This window comes from Paenibacillus sp. sgz302115 (assembly GCF_056120445.1).
The window spans coordinates 81,063-99,651 of sequence record NZ_JBVYOK010000022.1 but is presented as its reverse complement, the minus strand read 5'-3'; the positions used below and the strand labels follow the sequence as shown (position 1 = coordinate 99,651).

At 47.3% G+C, this 18,589-nt stretch carries 15 protein-coding genes; 7 read left to right on the top strand and 8 right to left on the bottom strand.

Translation table 11 applies throughout. The features are described from left to right. Window positions 1–482: 482 nt before the first annotated feature. Together AC0LWN_RS27430 and gyrA are read right to left on the bottom strand one after the other, a co-directional pair. A complete protein-coding gene (locus tag AC0LWN_RS27430) occupies window positions 483–1,583 on the bottom strand; it encodes an HD-GYP domain-containing protein (protein ID WP_474671038.1) in 1,101 nt (366 codons plus the stop codon). Window positions 1,584–1,780: 197 nt separating this feature from the next. Further along, window positions 1,781–4,324: a DNA gyrase subunit A gene (gene gyrA, locus AC0LWN_RS27425; RefSeq protein ID WP_474671035.1), complete on the bottom strand. Its 2,544-nt coding sequence runs from the start codon at window positions 4,322–4,324 to the stop codon at window positions 1,781–1,783. Between the two features lie 310 nt (window positions 4,325–4,634). Here gyrA and AC0LWN_RS27420 point away from each other — a divergent pair, with 310 nt between their 5' ends. Then, window positions 4,635–5,516 carry a YheC/YheD family protein gene (locus tag AC0LWN_RS27420; protein WP_474671032.1) on the top strand — a complete coding sequence of 294 codons (882 nt, stop codon included), beginning with the start codon at window positions 4,635–4,637 and terminating at the stop codon, window positions 5,514–5,516. Window positions 5,517–5,589: 73 nt separating this feature from the next. Here AC0LWN_RS27420 and gyrB read toward each other — a convergent pair whose 3' ends face one another. The 6 genes from gyrB to dnaA form a co-directional block, all read right to left on the bottom strand. Then, window positions 5,590–7,500 (bottom strand): DNA topoisomerase (ATP-hydrolyzing) subunit B, encoded by a 1,911-nt coding sequence (gene gyrB, locus AC0LWN_RS27415; RefSeq protein WP_474671030.1) that lies wholly within the window; start codon window positions 7,498–7,500, stop codon window positions 5,590–5,592. Window positions 7,501–7,546: 46 nt separating this feature from the next. After that, on the bottom strand, window positions 7,547–7,795 hold the full coding sequence (gene remB, locus AC0LWN_RS27410; protein WP_219220158.1) for an extracellular matrix regulator RemB: 249 nt from the start codon (window positions 7,793–7,795) through the stop codon (window positions 7,547–7,549). A 16-nt stretch (window positions 7,796–7,811) separates the two neighbouring features. Further along, window positions 7,812–8,930 carry a DNA replication/repair protein RecF gene (gene recF / locus AC0LWN_RS27405; protein WP_474671025.1) on the bottom strand — a complete coding sequence of 373 codons (1,119 nt, stop codon included), beginning with the start codon at window positions 8,928–8,930 and terminating at the stop codon, window positions 7,812–7,814. Between the two features lie 21 nt (window positions 8,931–8,951). Next, complete coding sequence (gene yaaA / locus AC0LWN_RS27400; protein WP_474671023.1) at window positions 8,952–9,182, bottom strand: S4 domain-containing protein YaaA; 231 nt, start codon at window positions 9,180–9,182, stop codon at window positions 8,952–8,954. A gap of 48 nt (window positions 9,183–9,230) precedes the next feature. Continuing rightward, on the bottom strand, window positions 9,231–10,373 hold the full coding sequence (gene dnaN, locus AC0LWN_RS27395; RefSeq protein ID WP_458964915.1) for a DNA polymerase III subunit beta: 1,143 nt from the start codon (window positions 10,371–10,373) through the stop codon (window positions 9,231–9,233). Window positions 10,374–10,570: 197 nt separating this feature from the next. Further along, a complete protein-coding gene (gene dnaA, locus AC0LWN_RS27390) occupies window positions 10,571–11,917 on the bottom strand; it encodes a chromosomal replication initiator protein DnaA (protein WP_019914529.1) in 1,347 nt (448 codons plus the stop codon). Window positions 11,918–12,588: 671 nt separating this feature from the next. Here dnaA and rpmH point away from each other — a divergent pair. From rpmH to mnmG, 6 genes are all read left to right on the top strand, one after another. Then, entirely contained in the window at window positions 12,589–12,723 is a 135-nt protein-coding gene (gene rpmH / locus AC0LWN_RS27385) for a 50S ribosomal protein L34 (protein WP_019914530.1), read from the top strand. Window positions 12,724–13,073: 350 nt separating this feature from the next. Beyond that, a complete protein-coding gene (gene rnpA, locus AC0LWN_RS27380) occupies window positions 13,074–13,424 on the top strand; it encodes a ribonuclease P protein component (RefSeq protein ID WP_019914531.1) in 351 nt (116 codons plus the stop codon). An 86-nt stretch (window positions 13,425–13,510) separates the two neighbouring features. Further along, a complete protein-coding gene (locus tag AC0LWN_RS27375) occupies window positions 13,511–14,419 on the top strand; it encodes a YidC/Oxa1 family membrane protein insertase (RefSeq protein ID WP_474671020.1) in 909 nt (302 codons plus the stop codon). Further along, entirely contained in the window at window positions 14,416–15,150 is a 735-nt protein-coding gene (gene jag, locus AC0LWN_RS27370; protein WP_474671018.1) for an RNA-binding cell elongation regulator Jag/EloR, read from the top strand. The genes AC0LWN_RS27375 and jag overlap by 4 nt, the downstream gene beginning before the upstream one ends. 119 nt (window positions 15,151–15,269) lie before the next feature. Further along, complete coding sequence (mnmE, locus tag AC0LWN_RS27365) at window positions 15,270–16,646, top strand: tRNA uridine-5-carboxymethylaminomethyl(34) synthesis GTPase MnmE (RefSeq protein WP_474671014.1); 1,377 nt, start codon at window positions 15,270–15,272, stop codon at window positions 16,644–16,646. Window positions 16,647–16,702: 56 nt separating this feature from the next. Then, entirely contained in the window at window positions 16,703–18,589 is a 1,887-nt protein-coding gene (gene mnmG, locus AC0LWN_RS27360) for a tRNA uridine-5-carboxymethylaminomethyl(34) synthesis enzyme MnmG (RefSeq protein WP_474671012.1), read from the top strand.

Genomic DNA, 18,589 nt, shown 5'->3' with positions numbered 1-18,589 from the left:
CAGCGTTCGTCCTGAGCCAGGATCAAACTCTCCAATAAGGTTTTTTCGAGCGATCCTTCACCCGAATTGCTTCGAGAAAAGAACCAACCGAAACGTATTAGAAAGAGCGATTCGCTCATTTTGAAACATCTGACGAGAATTAAAATTCTCATTTTGGAACTCACTTGCGTGATTTCCGATACTCACTCGTTGTTCAGTTTTCAAAGATCAAGCTCGTTGTCGGCGTCGATGTTCTCGTCACCAGCAACTCTTATAATATATCATGTTCGGCCGATTAATGCAAGCTCTTTTTTTAATTTCTTTTTTCGAGCTTGGCATTGAACTTTCTTGGCCGGAATAAGAATATACCATGTATAGAGATTCTTTGCAAGCTTTATTTTGAATGATTTATATAGAACAGGCTACGCCCCTTTATCACCGCGAATTTCTCCAGCAGTTGTATGAGAGCGTAGCCTTTTAGTATAAAAGCTTATCAGACAGTCTTAAGCAATAATCTCCTGAATGTACAGTTCACGGTCCATCATTAAATTAACAATCTCGCCTTCGACTTGAACCATTGGGCGTGTAGGATTGCTGCGGTCAGTGAAAATAATTTCTCCATGGCGGCCGTCGCTAAGACGTATTCTTGTGCCGTTATAAAGATCGGTTGTTTTCTGAATGAACGTTTGAACGATGACCGGATCCAGCTTGCCAAAGCTCTCCGTGAGCAACTGCTCCAGAACCAGATACGGCGACTGTGCCTTTCTGTACGCCTTCTCCAGAGTCATGGCATGGAATATATCCGCAACAGCCACAATCTTGGCGTAGAAGTGGATCTGAGTGCCCTCAAGATGGAGTGGATAGCCTGAACCGTCAATTTTCTCATGATGCTGCAGTGCCGCCAATCGGACGCCTTCATTGATTGCCGTAACATTGCGCAGCAGCTGGTAACCATAGGTGGTATGCCTGCGAACTTCCTCTACTTCATCTGCTGTCAGCGGAGTCGGCTTCTGCAGCAGTGAGGCATCGACCTTAACGTTCCCTATATCATGCAGCAGCCCGGCGAATGCAGCTTGCAGCCAATCCTTTTGCGGATACCCGCACCATTGGGCAATTTTGTAGGAGGTCAGTGCTGAGAGTACAGCGTTGTGATAGTAATAATCCTGGTCAAGCACAACCCGCGGGGTAAATTTTAAAATATGATAGTCCTTCAAGTAACTGATTAATGTCTCTAATTGACTTCGCAATTCATAAATAGGCAAGGGAGCAGCAGCCACGGAAGCGTAGCTTTTCTTAATTAACGCCAGCATCTTCTCATACTCATCATGAAGAGGAGAGTTGCTCTTGGCTAGCAGTGACTCATTGATCATCGCACCTGCTTTGAGCGACGCACGCTTGGAGGCTGCTTTGGTTGTTTCGGAAGCTTTATTATCTCCCTGGGCACCCTCTATTTCTATCTGTTGGATCAGGAATGCCTGCAAAATCTCGATATCCCGTGGGAGTATAATCTTCCCCTTAGCAAATAAAACACCTCCCAAAGGTGTTATTACATCTTTTACAATTTTTGAACCCGGTTTAACATCTCCTACGGATATGCTTGGCATAAAATCAGCCCCTCTATTTCTGTGACACTGCGCTCTGGGTAATATAACTCTCTAATTATAGTATGGATAGCCGTAAGCGACTAGATAGATTAATGTCAATTGGCAAAAATTTATTACGAGCTCCTACCAAGGGGATGTATAAATACAAAAAGATCAAGAGTCTCTGCAAACAGAAACTCTTGATCTTTTTAGTTGTTCTATTCGAGGCTGTCCTCTTCGCTGTCTGCACCTGCTTCAGGCTGGTTCGCATCTCCAGCGTCCTCTACAGGCTCGCCTTGAATTTCTTCTCCGCCTTCTTGCTCTGAGAGTTCATCCTCTTCATTCTTATCAGCTCTGCAAAGAGTTGCCACAGCGTCATCCTCACGGATATTGATCAGCTTAACGCCCTGTGCATAACGGCCCATGGTGGAAATGCCATCCATACTTGTGCGGATCAGAGTACCGCTGGTGGTGATAATCATCAGGTCCTCGTCATCCTTAACTACCTTCAGACCCACTACCGGACCGTTCTTTTCGGTAAGGCTGATGGTCTTGATTCCCTTACCTCCACGAGTCTGTGAACGATAGTCGCTTGCAGGTGTCCGTTTGCCGTAACCATTGCTGGTTACAATCAACACTTCAAGCTCCTTATCCACACAATCCATACCAATAACATGGTCATTATCGTCGAGAGTAATTCCCTTAACGCCGGTTGCGCTGCGGCCCATAGAACGCACATCATTCTCGGAGAACGTAATCGACATCCCGCGTGCGGTACCGATGATCAGATTCTGCTCGCCGTCCGTCAGCTTAACCTCAATCAGCGAATCCTCCTCGCGAAGATTAATCGCAATGAGCCCGCCCTTACGGATGTTATTATAATCCTCCAGCGGGGTCTTCTTCACGATCCCTTCACGGGTAGCAAAGAACAGATATTTATCACTATCGGTATCCTCAACCTGGATTACCGCGTTGATCTTCTCACCCTGTTCGATTTGAATCAGGTTGATGATTGGTGTCCCGCGTGCGGTACGTCCAAGCTCTGGGATCTCGTACGCTTTGATCCGGTACACCTTGCCCTTATCGGTAAAGAACATCAGGTAATTATGAGAGTTGCTCACGAAGAGATGCTCCACAAAATCCTGATCTTTGGTATCCATTCCCATTACACCGCGGCCTCCGCGCTTCTGACTGCGGTAGGTGCTTACCGGCAAACGCTTGATGTAGCCAGTATGCGTGATGGTAATGACCACCTCTTCACGTGGAATCAGATCCTCATCGAGAATGCTTTCTTCTCCAATTGTGATTTCTGTACGGCGGTCATCCGAATACTTATCGCGAATCTCCTGCAGCTCATTGCCGATGATTTCCAGCACAAGGTGCTCATTAGCCAGAATCTCTTTATACTCAGCAATCTTGGCTAATAGCTCGTTATATTCGTTCTCAATCTTTTCCCGCTCCAGACCGGTCAGGCGCTGCATCCGCATGTCAAGGATAGCTTGTGCCTGCTCTACGCTGAGACTAAAGGTGCTCATTAAGCCATCTCGCGCAATATCCGTTGTGCGTGAGGCACGGATCAAGGCAATAACTTCATCCAAATGATCCAGTGCTACGCGCAGACCTTCCAGGATATGCGCCCGTGCTTCAGCCTTCTTAAGATCAAAGACGGTCCGGCGGCGGATAACCTCTATTTGGTGCTGCAGGTAGTGATGCAGCACATCACGCAAATTAAGAATCTTTGGTTCGTTATTGACAATAGCCAGCATGTTGATGCCGAACGTAGACTGCATTGAAGTGTGCTTGTAGAGATTGTTCAGCACGACGTTCGGGTTCACATCACGTCTCATCTCAATCACAACACGCATACCATTGCGGTCGGATTCATCGCGAAGATCCGTAATGCCGTCAATCCGCTTCTCACGTACTAATTCGGCAATCTTCTCAACCAATCTCGCCTTATTGACCTGGTAAGGCAGCTCACTCACAATGATCCGCGCTTTACCGTTATTCTCTTCAATATCCGCCTTGGCTCGCATAGTGACCGATCCGCGGCCAGTGCGGTAAGCTTGGCGAATGCCCTCACGGCCCAGGATGTAACCGGCAGTTGGAAAATCCGGGCCTTGAATATATTCCATGAGTTCCATAGGAGTAATATCAGGATTCTTGATCATTGCCTGAACACCATCAATGACCTCACCCAGATTATGCGGAGGAATATTGGTAGCCATACCAACAGCGATACCAGATACCCCGTTAACGAGCAGGTTGGGATACCGGGCAGGCAAAACTACCGGCTCATTTTCTTCACCATCATAGTTGGGTGCGAAATCTACTGTTTCCTTGTTCAGATCACGAAGCATTTCACCCGCGATTTTGGATAGCCGCGCCTCGGTATAACGCATAGCTGCAGCCATATCTCCGTCGATAGATCCAAAGTTTCCGTGACCATCCACCAGCATATACCGCATTGAGAAATCCTGGGCCATCCGGACCATCGTTTCATAAACTGCAGAGTCTCCGTGAGGATGATACTTACCGATAACCTCACCGACGATTCTTGCTGATTTCTTATGAGGTTTATCCGAAAACATTCCAAGTTCCGACATCGCAAACAAAATGCGTCGGTGGACAGGCTTAAGTCCGTCCCGCACATCCGGCAAAGCTCGGCTTACAATGATGCTCATCGCATAATCCATAAAGGATTCGCGCATTTCCACACCAATGTCCCGATCGTGGACTTGCGGGTTATTTTGTTCAGCCATGAGTTGCTGGACCTCCTTCAGTTAAAAACCGCTACCCCTAATTATATTACTTTCACAAAAGTAGCACAATTAAACATGATAGCCTTTGCATTGATTTTCTTTAGCAGAATACGGGTATATGCCCTGTCCGCCAATGTCTTCAGCACATAGACTGTAAAGACAAGAAGAATGGTCTTATGACCCTGATTTCGTCCAAAAAGACATAACCCCATATCCTTATATTATAACATTGTTTAGGCGGATTGTCCTGACATTTCAACCCGCAGCCATGCTTTCCAAGTAACTAACAATACTTTTTAGGAGGATGATCATGAGGATTCAACGGGTGTCCAGTAAATGGGCTAAAACGAAAGTCATCCTGCAGAACAGCAAGCTTTCAGCCTTCATACCGGAAACGAGGAAATATAAACTGGAAGCTCTAACAGAACTGCTTAAAATCCATGGAACGGTATACATTAAGCCGGACCGCGGGACCTATGGTAGTGGAGTAATGAGGGCTGAACAACGTACGGTTCATTTAAGCCCAAGCGATCAGCAGCCGGACAATGAAAGCAGCCCCGATCATCTGATCGACAATCGCGAAACCGAGCAGAAGGTTATGTACATCCTCCGGTATGCAAAGGACGCTGAGGTTTTTAACACCCCGCAAGAGCTGCACGCAGCTATCATGCCGCGGATAAAAGGACGGCCTTATTTGATCCAACAGGGAATTGACCTGCTGTGCCATCAGAACCTGCCCTTTGATTTGCGGGTACTTACTCAGAAAAATCTGACAGGAGGCTGGGAAACGACAGGAATGCTCGGCAGAGTAGCCGCCCCGCAAAAGGTTGTCACCAACTATCACAATGGCGGCAGTATTTTTACCGTTCACGACCTGTTGAAAGCCCACATGGACCCGGCTGAAATGACTGCAGCCATACAGCGATTGAAATCGCTTGGAGTAAAAATCGCCGCACAGCTTGAAACTGCCTATCCGGGACTTAAAGAGATTGGACTTGATGTAGCGCTTGACCCGCATCATGATATGTGGCTGCTGGAGGTCAACACGCTTCCGGCAGTTATGATTTTCAAAACATTTCCCAATAAATCAATATATCGCAGAATCCATCGTTATGCTGCAGCCTATGGCCGGTTTAAGAGCCCCAAGCCTGCTTCAGCTTCCCGCCGCAAGTCTATTTCAAAATCCCGGTAACGGACAGAAAAAAGAACCTCCGCCCCTATTCATCAGAGAACAGGGAGCGGTGGTTCACTATAATGTACACCTATTAGATATCAAGGTTCCGAACTGACTTCGCATGCTCTTGAATGAACTCATATCTCGGCTGGACGTTATCTCCCATGAGAGTATCAAAGATACTGTCAGCGAGTATCGCATCCTCAATCGTTACCTGTAGCATGATACGGCTCTCAGGGTCCATTGTTGTATCCCATAGCTGAGCTGCATCCATCTCTCCAAGCCCTTTATAGCGCTGAATATTAACTTTAACATTCTCGCCAAACGTAGCGATGATCTCATCACGTTCACGTTCTGACTGGGCGTAACGAACGACTTTGTTGCGCTCAATCTTAAAGAGCGGCGGCTGGGCAATATAGATAAAGCCTGCCTCTACCAGCTTGCGCATGTAGCGGTAGAAGAACGTCAGCAGCAATGTTCTGATATGCGCTCCATCGACATCCGCATCGGTCATGATGACGACCTTGTGGTAACGGGCTTTGGACAAATCGAAATCATCACTGATGCCGGTTCCCAGTGCCGTAATAATTGCCCGGATCTCGGCATTGGACAATATACGATCAAGACGGGCTTTCTCGACGTTCAGGATTTTACCGCGCAATGGCAGAATCGCCTGGAAATGACGGTCACGCCCCTGCTTGGCAGAGCCGCCGGCAGAGTCACCTTCGACGATATACAGCTCACTGATCGAGGCATCCTTGGATGAGCAGTCGGCCAGCTTACCCGGCAGTGCACTAACTTCAAGCGCACTCTTGCGGCGAGTCAGCTCACGGGCTTTACGGGCTGCTTCACGGGCACGGGAAGCCTGCAGTGATTTCTCCAGCACACGCCGGGAAACCGCCGGATTCTCTTCCAGAAACTGCTGCAATTTCTCCCCGAAGAGAGACTCAACAATACCACGGACTTCACTGTTGCCCAGCTTGGTCTTGGTTTGGCCTTCGAATTGGGGCTCCGGAATTTTGACCGAAATGATTGCTGTCAATCCTTCACGAACATCATCCCCGGTCAGATTCGCGTTGCTGTCCTTAATGACTCCCGTCTTACGGGCATAATCATTAATGATTCGCGTTAATGCGCTCTTAAAACCCGATTCATGGGTTCCGCCCTCATGGGTATGAATATTATTGGCAAAAGAGTAGATATTCTCTGTATATGAATCGTTATATTGCAGAGCCACTTCCACCGCAATCATATCCCGCGAGCCTTCCACGTAGATCGGTTCCTCATGCAGAGCTTCTTTTTTCTCGTTCAAATATTTCACATACTCAACAATACCGCCTTCATATTTGAAAACGTTGGATACTCCCGTCCGTTCATCCAGCAGGGACAGCTCAATGCCTTTGTTAAGAAAAGCCAGCTCGCGGATACGGGTGAGCAGAGTCGCATAATCATAAATAGTAGTTTCGGTGAAAATCTCCGGGTCGGGATGAAAAGTAGTCGTTGTCCCGGTCTCATCGGAATCCCCAACCACCTTGATCTCATACTCCGGTACGCCGCGTCTGTATGCCTGCTGATAGATGTGGCCGTCGCGTTTAACTTTTACAACTACCTTCTCGGACAAAGCATTCACTACCGATATCCCTACGCCGTGCAGACCGCCCGATACTTTATACCCGCCACCGCCAAATTTACCGCCTGCATGCAGGACAGTCATGACAACTTCGAGGGTAGATTTCTTCAGCTTCTCGTTCTCTCCGACAGGGATACCCCGGCCATTATCAATAACAGTTATACTATTATCCTCATGAATCTTTACCTGAATCCGGTCGCAAAAACCTGCCAGCGCCTCGTCGATACTATTATCGACAACCTCCCAGACCAAATGATGCAGACCTTTGGCGCTAGTGGAGCCGATGTACATGCCGGGACGTTTCCGAACTGCCTCTAGCCCTTCCAGTACCTGAATCTGGCTCTCATCATATGTCGGTTGATTCATTGACATGTCTTCACCTACTTCTTTCTGATTATCTCTTGTAACTCTGAATACACTATATTTCTAACAAGATTTTGGCTCTTTTTTTGAGAGTGGAGGAGGAAATAGGGGAGTAATATACAGTGTTTTTGGTTACGACAATGGACTTCGCTTCCTCTTCACCGATTCGTTCCAGTCTTTTGTCCTGCTCGGAATGAATAATGAACTGCTTCGACACCTTGGAAGATTTCTCAATCGAGATATCAAATATAGCAATCAACTCTGAGGATCGAATAATTTTTTCCCCGCCTAAATGGATATACATGATCTTCCTCCGCTCTTTATAGCTCCACTTTGCCGTCATGAACATGATATAGGCTTGCGCCTTTTAATCTTTCGGCATTCAGACTCTCTACCCCGGTGGCGGTAATGAAGGTCTGGACCTTGCTCTGAAAGGTTTCGATAAGCTGGGTCTGACGGTAGGGATCAAGTTCGGACAAAACATCATCAAGAAGCAGCACAGGATACTCTCCGATCTCCTCATGGATCAGCTCAATTTCCGCCAGCTTGAGCGATAAAGCCGCCGTACGTTGCTGCCCTTGGGAACCGTAGACCTGAGCTTCTCTTCCGTTGATAAAAAAGGACAGGTCATCCCGATGGGGACCCGTCAGCGTCATGCCACGCCTGATTTCTTGATCTCTCGTTTGTGATAACTTTAACATAAAATTGTTCAATAAAACAGCTTCATCTTCCATCTCCCGTTCACCGAAAGAGGGAACATACATTAGTTTCAGCTCTTCTCCACCGTTGGTAATGCCCTTGTGGATGCTCTCTGCCCATACTTGCAGCTTCTTTATGAATTGTTTCCTTTTTTTTACGATTTTAACACCATGCTCCACAAGCTGGGCATCCCATATTTCCAAAAGCTCTTGGCCTGCAGCCTCCTTGCCCCATAGCTGCTTCAGCAAATTGCCTCTTTGGAGCAGCACCTTTTGGTATTGCTGCAGATGAAACAGGTAGCTTGGCTGAACCTGGCCAATTTCCATATCAAGAAACCGGCGCCGGATACCGGGCGTGCCTTTGACAATCTCCAGATCCTCCGGGGCGAACATGACGACATTCAGTGAGCCCACAAACTCGCTGAGCCGGCGCTGCTCGAGTCCGTTAATTTTGGCTTTTTTGCCTTGGGAGGACAAGGTCAGCTCCAGCTTCAGATCACCGTATTTGCGCTCTACATCGGCCACAATTTGCGCGGAGCCTGCCGGGGCATCAAAGGAAATAAGCTCCCGGTCCTTGGAGGTCCGGTGGCTTTTGGTCATTGCCAGGACGAACAGAGCCTCCATGAGGTTGGTTTTGCCCTGGGCGTTCTGACCGAGAATAAGGTTCACATCGCCCAGGCTCTCCAGACGCAGCAGCCCGTAGTTGCGGTAATACTGCAGACCGATATTTTTGACGAACACAAGCCTGTGCCTCCCTTTAGACTATTCCTCTTTTATTCCGCCGCCTTCAACCACAAAAACACCGTTGTCCTGAACCTCTATTGTATCACCCGGGTACAGCTTTCTTCCACGCCGTTCTTCTTTTTCGCCGTTAACCTTCACATAACCCTCCTGCAGCAGGGCTTTGGCCATCCCTCCTGTGGATACACAATCGGAGAGCTTCAAAAACTGGTCGAGCTTAATATATCCACTGTGGATAAGTATTTTTTTCATGATTTTTATCCTTTCAGCCACTTATCCACAGGTGCATGGACAGCGGCATTAATTGGTGGTCCGGTAAGGGAGAATGACATACAGGCTGCGGCTTTCATCAAGCGGCTTCAGGATGATTGGACTCATCATTCCCGTAAAAGCGATCACCAGTTGTTCGCTCTCGACAACCTTAAGCACATCAAGCATGTATTTGGAGTTGAAGGAGATTCTCAGCGGTTCGCCTTTAAAATCAATCACTTCCAGCTCCTCGCGCACTTTGCCCAGCTCCGACGAGCTTGAGGAAATCTCAACATCACCGTTATCAAGTGTCTGCATGCGTACGATATTGGTTTTTTCCTCACGGGACAGCAAATAAGCACGGTCTATGGATTCGCTTAATTTTTTTGTATCCAAAGTTAGTTCTGTTTTGTAGGCAGTCGGAATAATTCTAGAAGTATCCGGATAAATTCCGTCCAGGATGCGCGAATAGAACAGCACCTTGTCGATTTTGAACAGCACCTGGTTATCCGCTACGACAATATCCACCAGCATATTCTGGTCGGGAATGATTTTACTAAGTTCATTCAGCGTTTTACCGGCAATAACAACATTGGCAAACTGAACATTGTCCGTTCCTTCCAGGTGTGCAGCTCTTGTCGCGAGACGGTGGCGGTCAGTTGCCGTGAATTTGAATTCATTATCACTAAGATTCCACAAAATCCCTGTAAGAATCGGTGTTGTCTCTTGGGTGGAGATGGAGAAAGCGGTTTGTTTGATCATATTTTTCAGCAAATCGCCGGGCAGTGAGATCGTATCATTCTCCTCTATGCTAGGCAGCACAGGGAATTCTTCGGGATCAAGGCCAACGATTTGAATCTCGGTGGAACCGGAAGAGATATAGGTCTGAAAGCCTTCTTTGACTTCCATATGGATTTCTTTGGAGGGAAGCTTCTTGATGATTTCAACGAAGAACTTTGCTGGAAGCACAACACTTCCGGGCTGTTCTACTTTTACGATGGTCTGGCTGTCGCTTTCTGCAGGAATGAAAGATTGGATGGAAATATCCGTATCGCTTGCAGTTAAGGTAACGCCTTGATGACTGACTTCAAACTTAATGCCGGTAAGAATGGGGATAGTGGTTCTGCTGGAAATCGCCTTGGATACATGACCTATTGATTCGTTGAGCTCATTTTTGAGAATGCTTATTTTCATGATTTCACTCCTAGCTGGAAAATTGGGAATTGGGTGGCTGTGGATTCTCTTTGAAACGGCGCTCTTAGATGATGAATTATTATAGTTAATTAATAGTATTAGTAGTAGGGGCGCCGTTTATGTGGATAACCGTAAAAACAGCATAAAATTAAGCCTACCCACATGTGAATAGATTGTGTATAGGCTCTTTGTTACTCTTATGAAGGATTTTTAATTTTCTCCGCAAGATTATTTACCACTTTGTACAACTCCTGGTCTACCTTTAATGACTGTGTAATCTTCTCATGGGCATGGATAACGGTGGTATGATCGCGTCCTCCAAAGGCTTCTCCGATCTTAGGCAGCGAATAATCCGTTAATTCACGAGAGAGATACATAGCGATTTGCCGTGGAAAAGCTACAGCCTTGGTGCGTTTGCGCGCTTTGAAATCCTCCATGCGCAAATTGTAATACTCGCCGACTTTTTGCTGAATATCACCGATTGTGATCATCTTCGGCCGGCTTGATGGAATGATATCCTTAAGCGCTTCGGCTGCCAAATGAGTGGTTACATCCTGGTTGGTAAGCGATGAATAGGCCACAACCCGAATTAATGCGCCTTCCAGCTCACGAATGTTCGTATCAATCTGGTTGGCAATATACATCATAGCTTCATTCGGGATATCCAGATTCTCTGCCTTGGCTTTCTTGCGCAAAATGGCGATTCGCGTCTCCAGATCCGGCGGCTGAATATCGGTGATGAGTCCCCATTCAAACCGGGAGCGCAGCCGTTCTTCCAGGGTGGGAATTTCCTTTGGGGGACGGTCGCTGGAGATAATAATTTGCTTGCGTTCTTCGTGCAGGGCATTGAACGTATGGAAAAATTCCTCCTGCGTTGATTCCTTGCCGGCGAGGAATTGGATGTCGTCAATCAGCAGAATATCAACATTGCGGTATTTGTTGCGGAAGCTTTCGCCGCGGTTGTCACGGATCGAATTGATGAACTCATTCGTGAATTTCTCGGACGAGATATAGATGACCTTATTGTTCGGATTGTGCTCCAGAACATAGTGTCCGATGGCATGCATCAAATGAGTCTTTCCGAGTCCTACGCCTCCATACAGAAACAGCGGGTTGTAAGCTTTGGCAGGCGCTTCGGCCACCGCCAGTGAGGCGGCATGCGCAAAACGGTTGCCGGAACCGATTACGAATGTATCAAAAGTATATTTGGGATTGAGCAAATGGGTCTGCGCTTCTTCACGCGATACTGCGGGCGAGGGTGCCATTTGTTGTATCACAGGCTCAGAGGGCTTGTTCTCCTCAATCACAAATTTGACGTCAACCTGCTGTCCGGTGACTTCATAAACGGTAGCTCCCACCAATTTTGTATAGCGGCTTTCCAGCCATTCTACGGCAAAAGTTGTAGGCGCCGAGATGATTAGAGCCTGGGGGCTGAAGGTTAACGCTTTCGTAGCCTTAAACCAGGTATCAAAGCTCGGCTTGCTTAATTTGGTTTGAATAATCTCTAAAATTTGCTGCCATAATTCGGAAGTATGGCTGTCCACAGACTGTCACTCCTTTAAATCTTCCAAATGTGGCGTCAGCCATGAAGTGGAAATGTCGAAGAAAATGGGTTGGTACTGCATCTTATCCCCAATATGCAATATAAAGAGACAAAAAAATATGGATAAATTTGAATTGTTCACAACTTTATCCACAGCTTGTTGATAATTTATAGAACAAACAAACCTATTCACATTCAAAAGTAATACCATCATAGCAAAATGGCCCTTGTTTTTCAATGTGCAGGGACATTTTATCCACAAATTCAATCACTTGTGTATAATTATTAGGCACAACACTACATATTGTTGATAATTTGTTTACCGTTCGACAGTTTCTGCCAAGACTTCGACTTTTTTATACACAGGTTGTGCTCAATTGTGAGTAGCCGGAGATTTTTTTGATCACAGGTGGATAACTGTACAAGTCTGTGGATTATTTGTTTGAGTGAGGGGATTGTGGATAAAGCCCCTGAAATGGGGGCGCGGCTGGCAAGGAGATATGGTTGACTTTTGACTTCATTATGTGTTTAAATATATAAAGGTGTTTTCTGTGAGGATATGTCTCCAAATTAAAATGATGATACTTGTAGATACTGTCCCTACTCAAAGGGCGGCTTAGTCCGTTTCTGCTATATGACAGTAATTAAGATCCTGTAAGGGAGGTGCAATACATGAGACCGACGTTCAAACCGAATGTGAGCAAACGCAAGAAGGTACATGGTTTCCGCAAAAGAATGAGCACGAAAAACGGCCGTAAAGTGCTGGCAGCCCGCCGCTTGAAAGGCAGAAAAGTTTTGAGTGCGTAAGTTAGGCCACTTAGGGACCACTATGGTGGTCCTTTTTAAATATAATGAAGTAATCTGTGTACTTTGAACAAATTGCTTCCTTATATACCCGCAGAAACGGACATGCTCTTGGAGAAGCTAGGGCATTCGTTTCATTATATTGTATGGATAATTTATTTTCGCTCTGCAGAGGAATACGCCTAAGACAGCGTTGGCTATACTTTGCGGGGCTTTTTAATGTATGCGTGTACTGCCTAAGATTAAGTCTTAAGCAGTACACTAGCCGTTTATGACGGCATTCGTATGACAATAATAATTAGAAGATAAAATTCCGGAGCCTTATGAATCCGGTCTTTGAATAGGAGATTCCCATGCACAAAAGTTTACGATTACGAAACCGTGCCGACTTCAGCCGCGTATACCGCCATGGGAAGTCATTTGCGAATCATCAGTTTGTGGTCTATTGGTTCAACAGAAAAGAGGTGGAGCGCTTCCGGGTCGGGGTGTCGGTCAGCAAAAAGGTCGGAAACGCCGTTGTCCGCAACCGGATGAGACGACTGGTGAAGGAGATTGTAAGGCACCATGAACCGGAAATTACCGGCGGGATTGATATGGTGTTTATCGTAAGAAAAGGAGCGCTTTCCAAGGATTATTCCGAGCTGGAGAAAAGCGTGCTGCATGTGCTGCGCAAAGCCAAGCTGCTCAAGGCCTCACGTATGTAAGAGGGGCAGAAGGGGCTTGTTTATTTGTACTCATAATTATGGTATGATTTACGGTGCAATGGAATGTTTAAGAGAGGGGTTTTGAGGTGTCTCTAATGAAGACTAAACGGGGAAAATGGTTTCTTCTCCTCGGAGTAATGGTATTGATGATTGCTGTTCTGTCGGGGTGTACCCCGTCGTCAACGGTTACGCACACTACGGAGGATTTGAAGAATGGAGGCTTCTGGCAGAGTAACGTTGTGTACTACTTCGCCACAGCCCTGGATACTTTCGCTAAATGGTTCGATGGACAATATGGCTTAGCCGTCCTTGTAATGGTGATTATTGTCCGCACGCTGATCCTGCCGCTTACTATGAAGCAGGTGAAGAGCTCGCGTGCAATGCAAGCGATTCAACCGGAACTTGAGAAAATAAAGAAAAAATATAAAGATTCGCCGGAAAAGGTGCAGCAGGAAACGATGCGCCTGTTCCAAGAGAACAAGGTTAATCCGATGGCCGGCTGTCTGCCGCTGATTGTGCAAATGCCGATCTTTATCGCGCTGTATAACTCGATCTATTATAACCCTGACCTGCGGTTGCATTCCTTCTTGTGGCTGCAGCTCGGCAAGCCCGATCACCTGTTCATTCTGCCGCTGCTCGCAGCAGCAACCACATTCCTGCAGACCCGGATGATGACCAAGATGAACCCGGTTCAGCAGCAAGGTCCAATGCAGTTCATGATGATGGTGTATCCGGTTCTGATTTTCATTATGTCCTACAATTTCCCTTCAGCACTTCCACTGTACTGGTTCTACAGTAACCTGTATACCATTATTCAGAACTACTTCTTATACCGCAACAACGATAAGACCAAACTGGCTGTCGCTGGCGCGGGTGCTGGCAGCAGCAAAGAAGTTAATCTTGTGAAGAGCAAGGATACCGCCCGTAAGGATGTTACTCCGGCTGCGAAAGGCAATGGCAGCAAAGGAACGAAGGGGGCCAAAAAGTCAAAATGAGCAAAGTCGTCGCGACAGGGAAAACCATTGAAGAAGCTGTAGAACAGGGACTGAGCCAGCTTGGAGTTCACAAGGACCGGGTAACGGTCAACGTACTGGAACAGCCGTCAAGAGGATTCCTGGGACTCATCGGTGCGAAAGGCGCCAAGGTGGAATTGACCTTGATTGCCGAACCCGCACCGGCGTCAGCGGCGAGTGCTCCGTCACTGCCTCAGCAGTCAGCAAGAGAGGACAAACAGGAGGCTGCCGACGGTGCAACGCGCCAAGATTCCGGACACCCGGTGGAGGAAGCTTACCAAGAGGCTGTTCATTTCATTGTGGAAGTTGCCAAGAGCATGGGGCTCGAGGTGGAAGTGGAAACCGTTCATGCCAAGGAATCGACTGTTCTGCAAATATCCGGTCCGGATCTGGGGCTGCTGATCGGCAGAAGAGGACAAACTCTCGATGCTCTGCAGTATTTGGCTAATATCGTTGCCAACCGTTATTCTGATAGTTTCATCCGGCTTGTGCTGGATGCCGAGAACTTCCGCGAACGCCGCAAGAAGACGCTGGAGGAACTGGCCGACCGCTTGGCGGCCCGGGTCGTTCGAACCCGCAAAGAGGTTGTACTGGAGCCGATGTCACCGCAGGAACGGAAGATTATTCACTCCAGATTACAGGATCACCGGCAGGTCAGCACCCTGAGCAAAGGGGAAGAGCCCAACCGCCGCGTCGTTATAACATTGAAGTAAGACTAAATTGCCGCAATGACTCCTTGACCAATATAAGGGGTCATTGTTTTTTTGAAAATAAGATGAAATGAACCTTTCAGCGTAGCTGAAGTGCATATAAAATTGAGGTGAATAAAAGCATGCTTAGTGACACTATTGCTGCCGTATCGACGGCATTGGGCGAGGGAGGAATTGCAATTATCCGGGTCAGCGGCCCGCAAGCGATATCCCAGGTGGCCCCATTGTTCCGCAGCAAGACACCGCTTACGGAAGTGGAGTCGCATACCGTTCATTATGGACATATCATTAGTCCCGTTAATGGAGAACAATTGGAAGAAGTGCTCGTAACTGTAATGAAGGGCCCGCGTTCTTTTACTACCGAGGATGTTGTAGAAATTAGCGCCCATGGCGGGGTGATCTCTGTACGAAGAGTAATGGACCTTCTGTTGCAGCAGGACATCAGACTGGCGGAGCCGGGTGAGTTCACCAAACGTGCGTTTTTAGGCGGGCGTATTGATCTTTCCCAGGCGGAGGCCGTTATTGATCTGATCCGTTCCAAATCAGACCGGGCTTTTTCAGTTGCGCTTAAGCAGGTCAGCGGCTCTTTGTCGGAACGGATTGGGGCGCTGCGCCATACTTTAATTGAAACGATGGCTCATATTGAAGTGAATATTGATTACCCCGAGCATGATGTGGAATCCTTGACTGCCGAGTTCATCAAAACCAAAAGCAGTGAGGTAATGGACGGCATTAGTAAGCTGTTGAAAACGGCTAATGAAGGTAAAATACTGCGCGAAGGCATCACGACGGCGATTGTTGGGCGTCCCAATGTCGGTAAGTCTTCACTGCTTAATGCGCTTGCCCGTGACAATAAAGCGATTGTAACCGACATTCCGGGAACGACGCGTGACGTTATAGAAGAGTATGTAACGATTAACAACATCCCGCTGAAGCTGCTGGACACCGCCGGAATCCGCGAAACAATGGATGTTGTGGAGAAAATCGGGGTGGAGCGCTCCAAAGCTGCTTTTAGCGATGCAGACCTGATTCTCCTGGTACTGAATGCAAGCGAAGAGCTGCATGAGGATGAACTGGCATTGATGGAACAAATCCACGGTAGACAAGCCTTGGTAATCATGAATAAAATGGACTTACCGTCCCGGCTCGATAAAAAGGAGCTGCTTGCTTACTTTAATGAAGCGAATATTGTGTCGATGTCTGTGCTGGAAGAGCAAGGCTTGGATAAGCTTGAGGAAGCGATCTCTGAGCTGTTTTTTGGCGGCAAGCTGGAGTCGGGCGACCTGACTTATGTAAGTAATGTAAGGCATATTGCTCTGCTCAAAAAAGCGCAAAAATCGTTGCAGGATGCCTATGAGGCTGCAGATATGCATATTCCGATTGATATGATCCAGATAGATGTCCGTCTTGCGTGGGAACAGCTCGGTGAGATTATTGGAGATACGGCTGCAGACTCGCTGCTTGATCAAATTTTTTCGCAATTTTGTTTAGGCAAGTAACATTGCTTAGGTTTTAAATAGAAGATTGTAAGCACAAATTAAGGAGGTAACAGGATATGAATTATGATGGAGGCAGTTATGACGTAGTGGTCATTGGCGCAGGCCATGCCGGCTGCGAAGCTGCACTGGCCGCAGCCCGGATGGGCTGCCGCACGCTGATGATTACAATCAATCTGGATATGGTAGCCTTCATGCCGTGCAATCCGTCCATTGGCGGACCTGCAAAAGGACATGTAGTGCGTGAAATAGATGCATTAGGGGGAGAAATGGGCCGCAATATTGATAAAACCTTTATTCAACTGCGGATGCTCAATACAGGCAAAGGCCCTGCAGTCCACGCTCTGCGTGCGCAAGCCGATAAATTTCTCTATCAGCATGCAATGAAGGAAACGATGGAGAAAACGCCGAATCTGACGCTTCGTCAGGGGATGGTGGAAGAACTGATTGTTGAAGATGGAAAGTGTACTGGTGTTATTACGAAGACAGGAACGGTATATCACAGCAAAACGGTGATTCTAACCACTGGAACTTATCTGCGCGGCAAAGTGATTATGGGCGAGCTGACCTATGAAAGCGGACCGAACAACCAGCAGCCGTCAGTGAAGCTGTCTGAGAATCTGCGCGAGCTGGGCTTTGATCTTGTGCGCTTCAAGACAGGCACACCCCCACGGGTGCATAAGGATTCGATCGACTTCTCCAAAACTGAGATTCAACCGGGAGACGAGAAGCCGAAATTCTTTTCCTTTGAAACTAAATCTTCAGATAATGAACAGCTTCCTTGTTGGTTAACCTATACCTCTGAGGTGACTCATCAGATCATCAATGACAATCTGCACCGGGCGCCGATGTTTACAGGTATTATTGAAGGAACTGGTCCAAGATACTGTCCGTCCATTGAAGATAAGGTTGTTCGTTTCAGTGACAAATCGCAGCATCAGATTTTCCTGGAGCCAGAAGGTAAAAACACAGCAGAATATTATGTCCAAGGGTTGTCTACCAGTCTTCCTGAGGATGTTCAACTGGCTATACTCCGCTCGATCCCCGGGATGGAAAAGGTTGAGATGATGCGTAACGGTTACGCCATTGAATATGATGCAATGGTTCCAACCCAGCTCTGGCCTTCACTCGAAACCAAACGTCTGCCTGGACTGTTCACCGCCGGACAAATTAACGGCACTTCCGGTTATGAAGAAGCGGCAGGGCAGGGAGTGATGGCAGGCATTAATGCAGCCCGTAAAGTGCAGGGCAAAGAGCCGGTTGTATTGGATCGCTCGCAAGGTTATATTGGCGTACTGATTGATGATCTGGTGACCAAGGGAACGAATGAGCCTTATCGTTTGCTTACTTCGCGCGCAGAATACCGCCTGTTGCTCCGTCATGATAACGCTGACCTGCGCTTGACTCCGATCGGGTATGAGATTGGTCTGATTCCAGAAACACGTTATGAGGCTTTCTTGGATAAAAAAGCACGGGTGGAACGGGAAATTGTCCGGCTTCAGGAAACCAAGGTCAAGCCAGTCGATGTGAATCCTGCACTTGCTGAATATGATTCTGCCCCTATCGTGGATGGAAGCAACCTGCTTACGCTGATGCGCCGTCCGGAAGTAGCGTACAGCTTTGTAGACCAGATATCGCCTTCTCCTGAAGGCTTGGATGAAGAGATGAAGGAGCAGGTTGAAATTCAAATCAAATATGCCGGATATATCGAGAAACAGCTTATGCATGTTGAAAAGCTGCAGAAGATGGAGAAAAAGAAGATACCGGATGATATCAATTACAATGAGATTCATGGACTCGCCATTGAAGCACGGCAAAAGCTGACCAAGATTGCTCCAATATCCATCGGTCAGGCTTCGCGTATTTCCGGCGTAACGCCGGCGGATATTTCAATTCTTCTCGTATATCTGGAGCATTATAATCGTGTGACGGCAGCGAAAGGATAA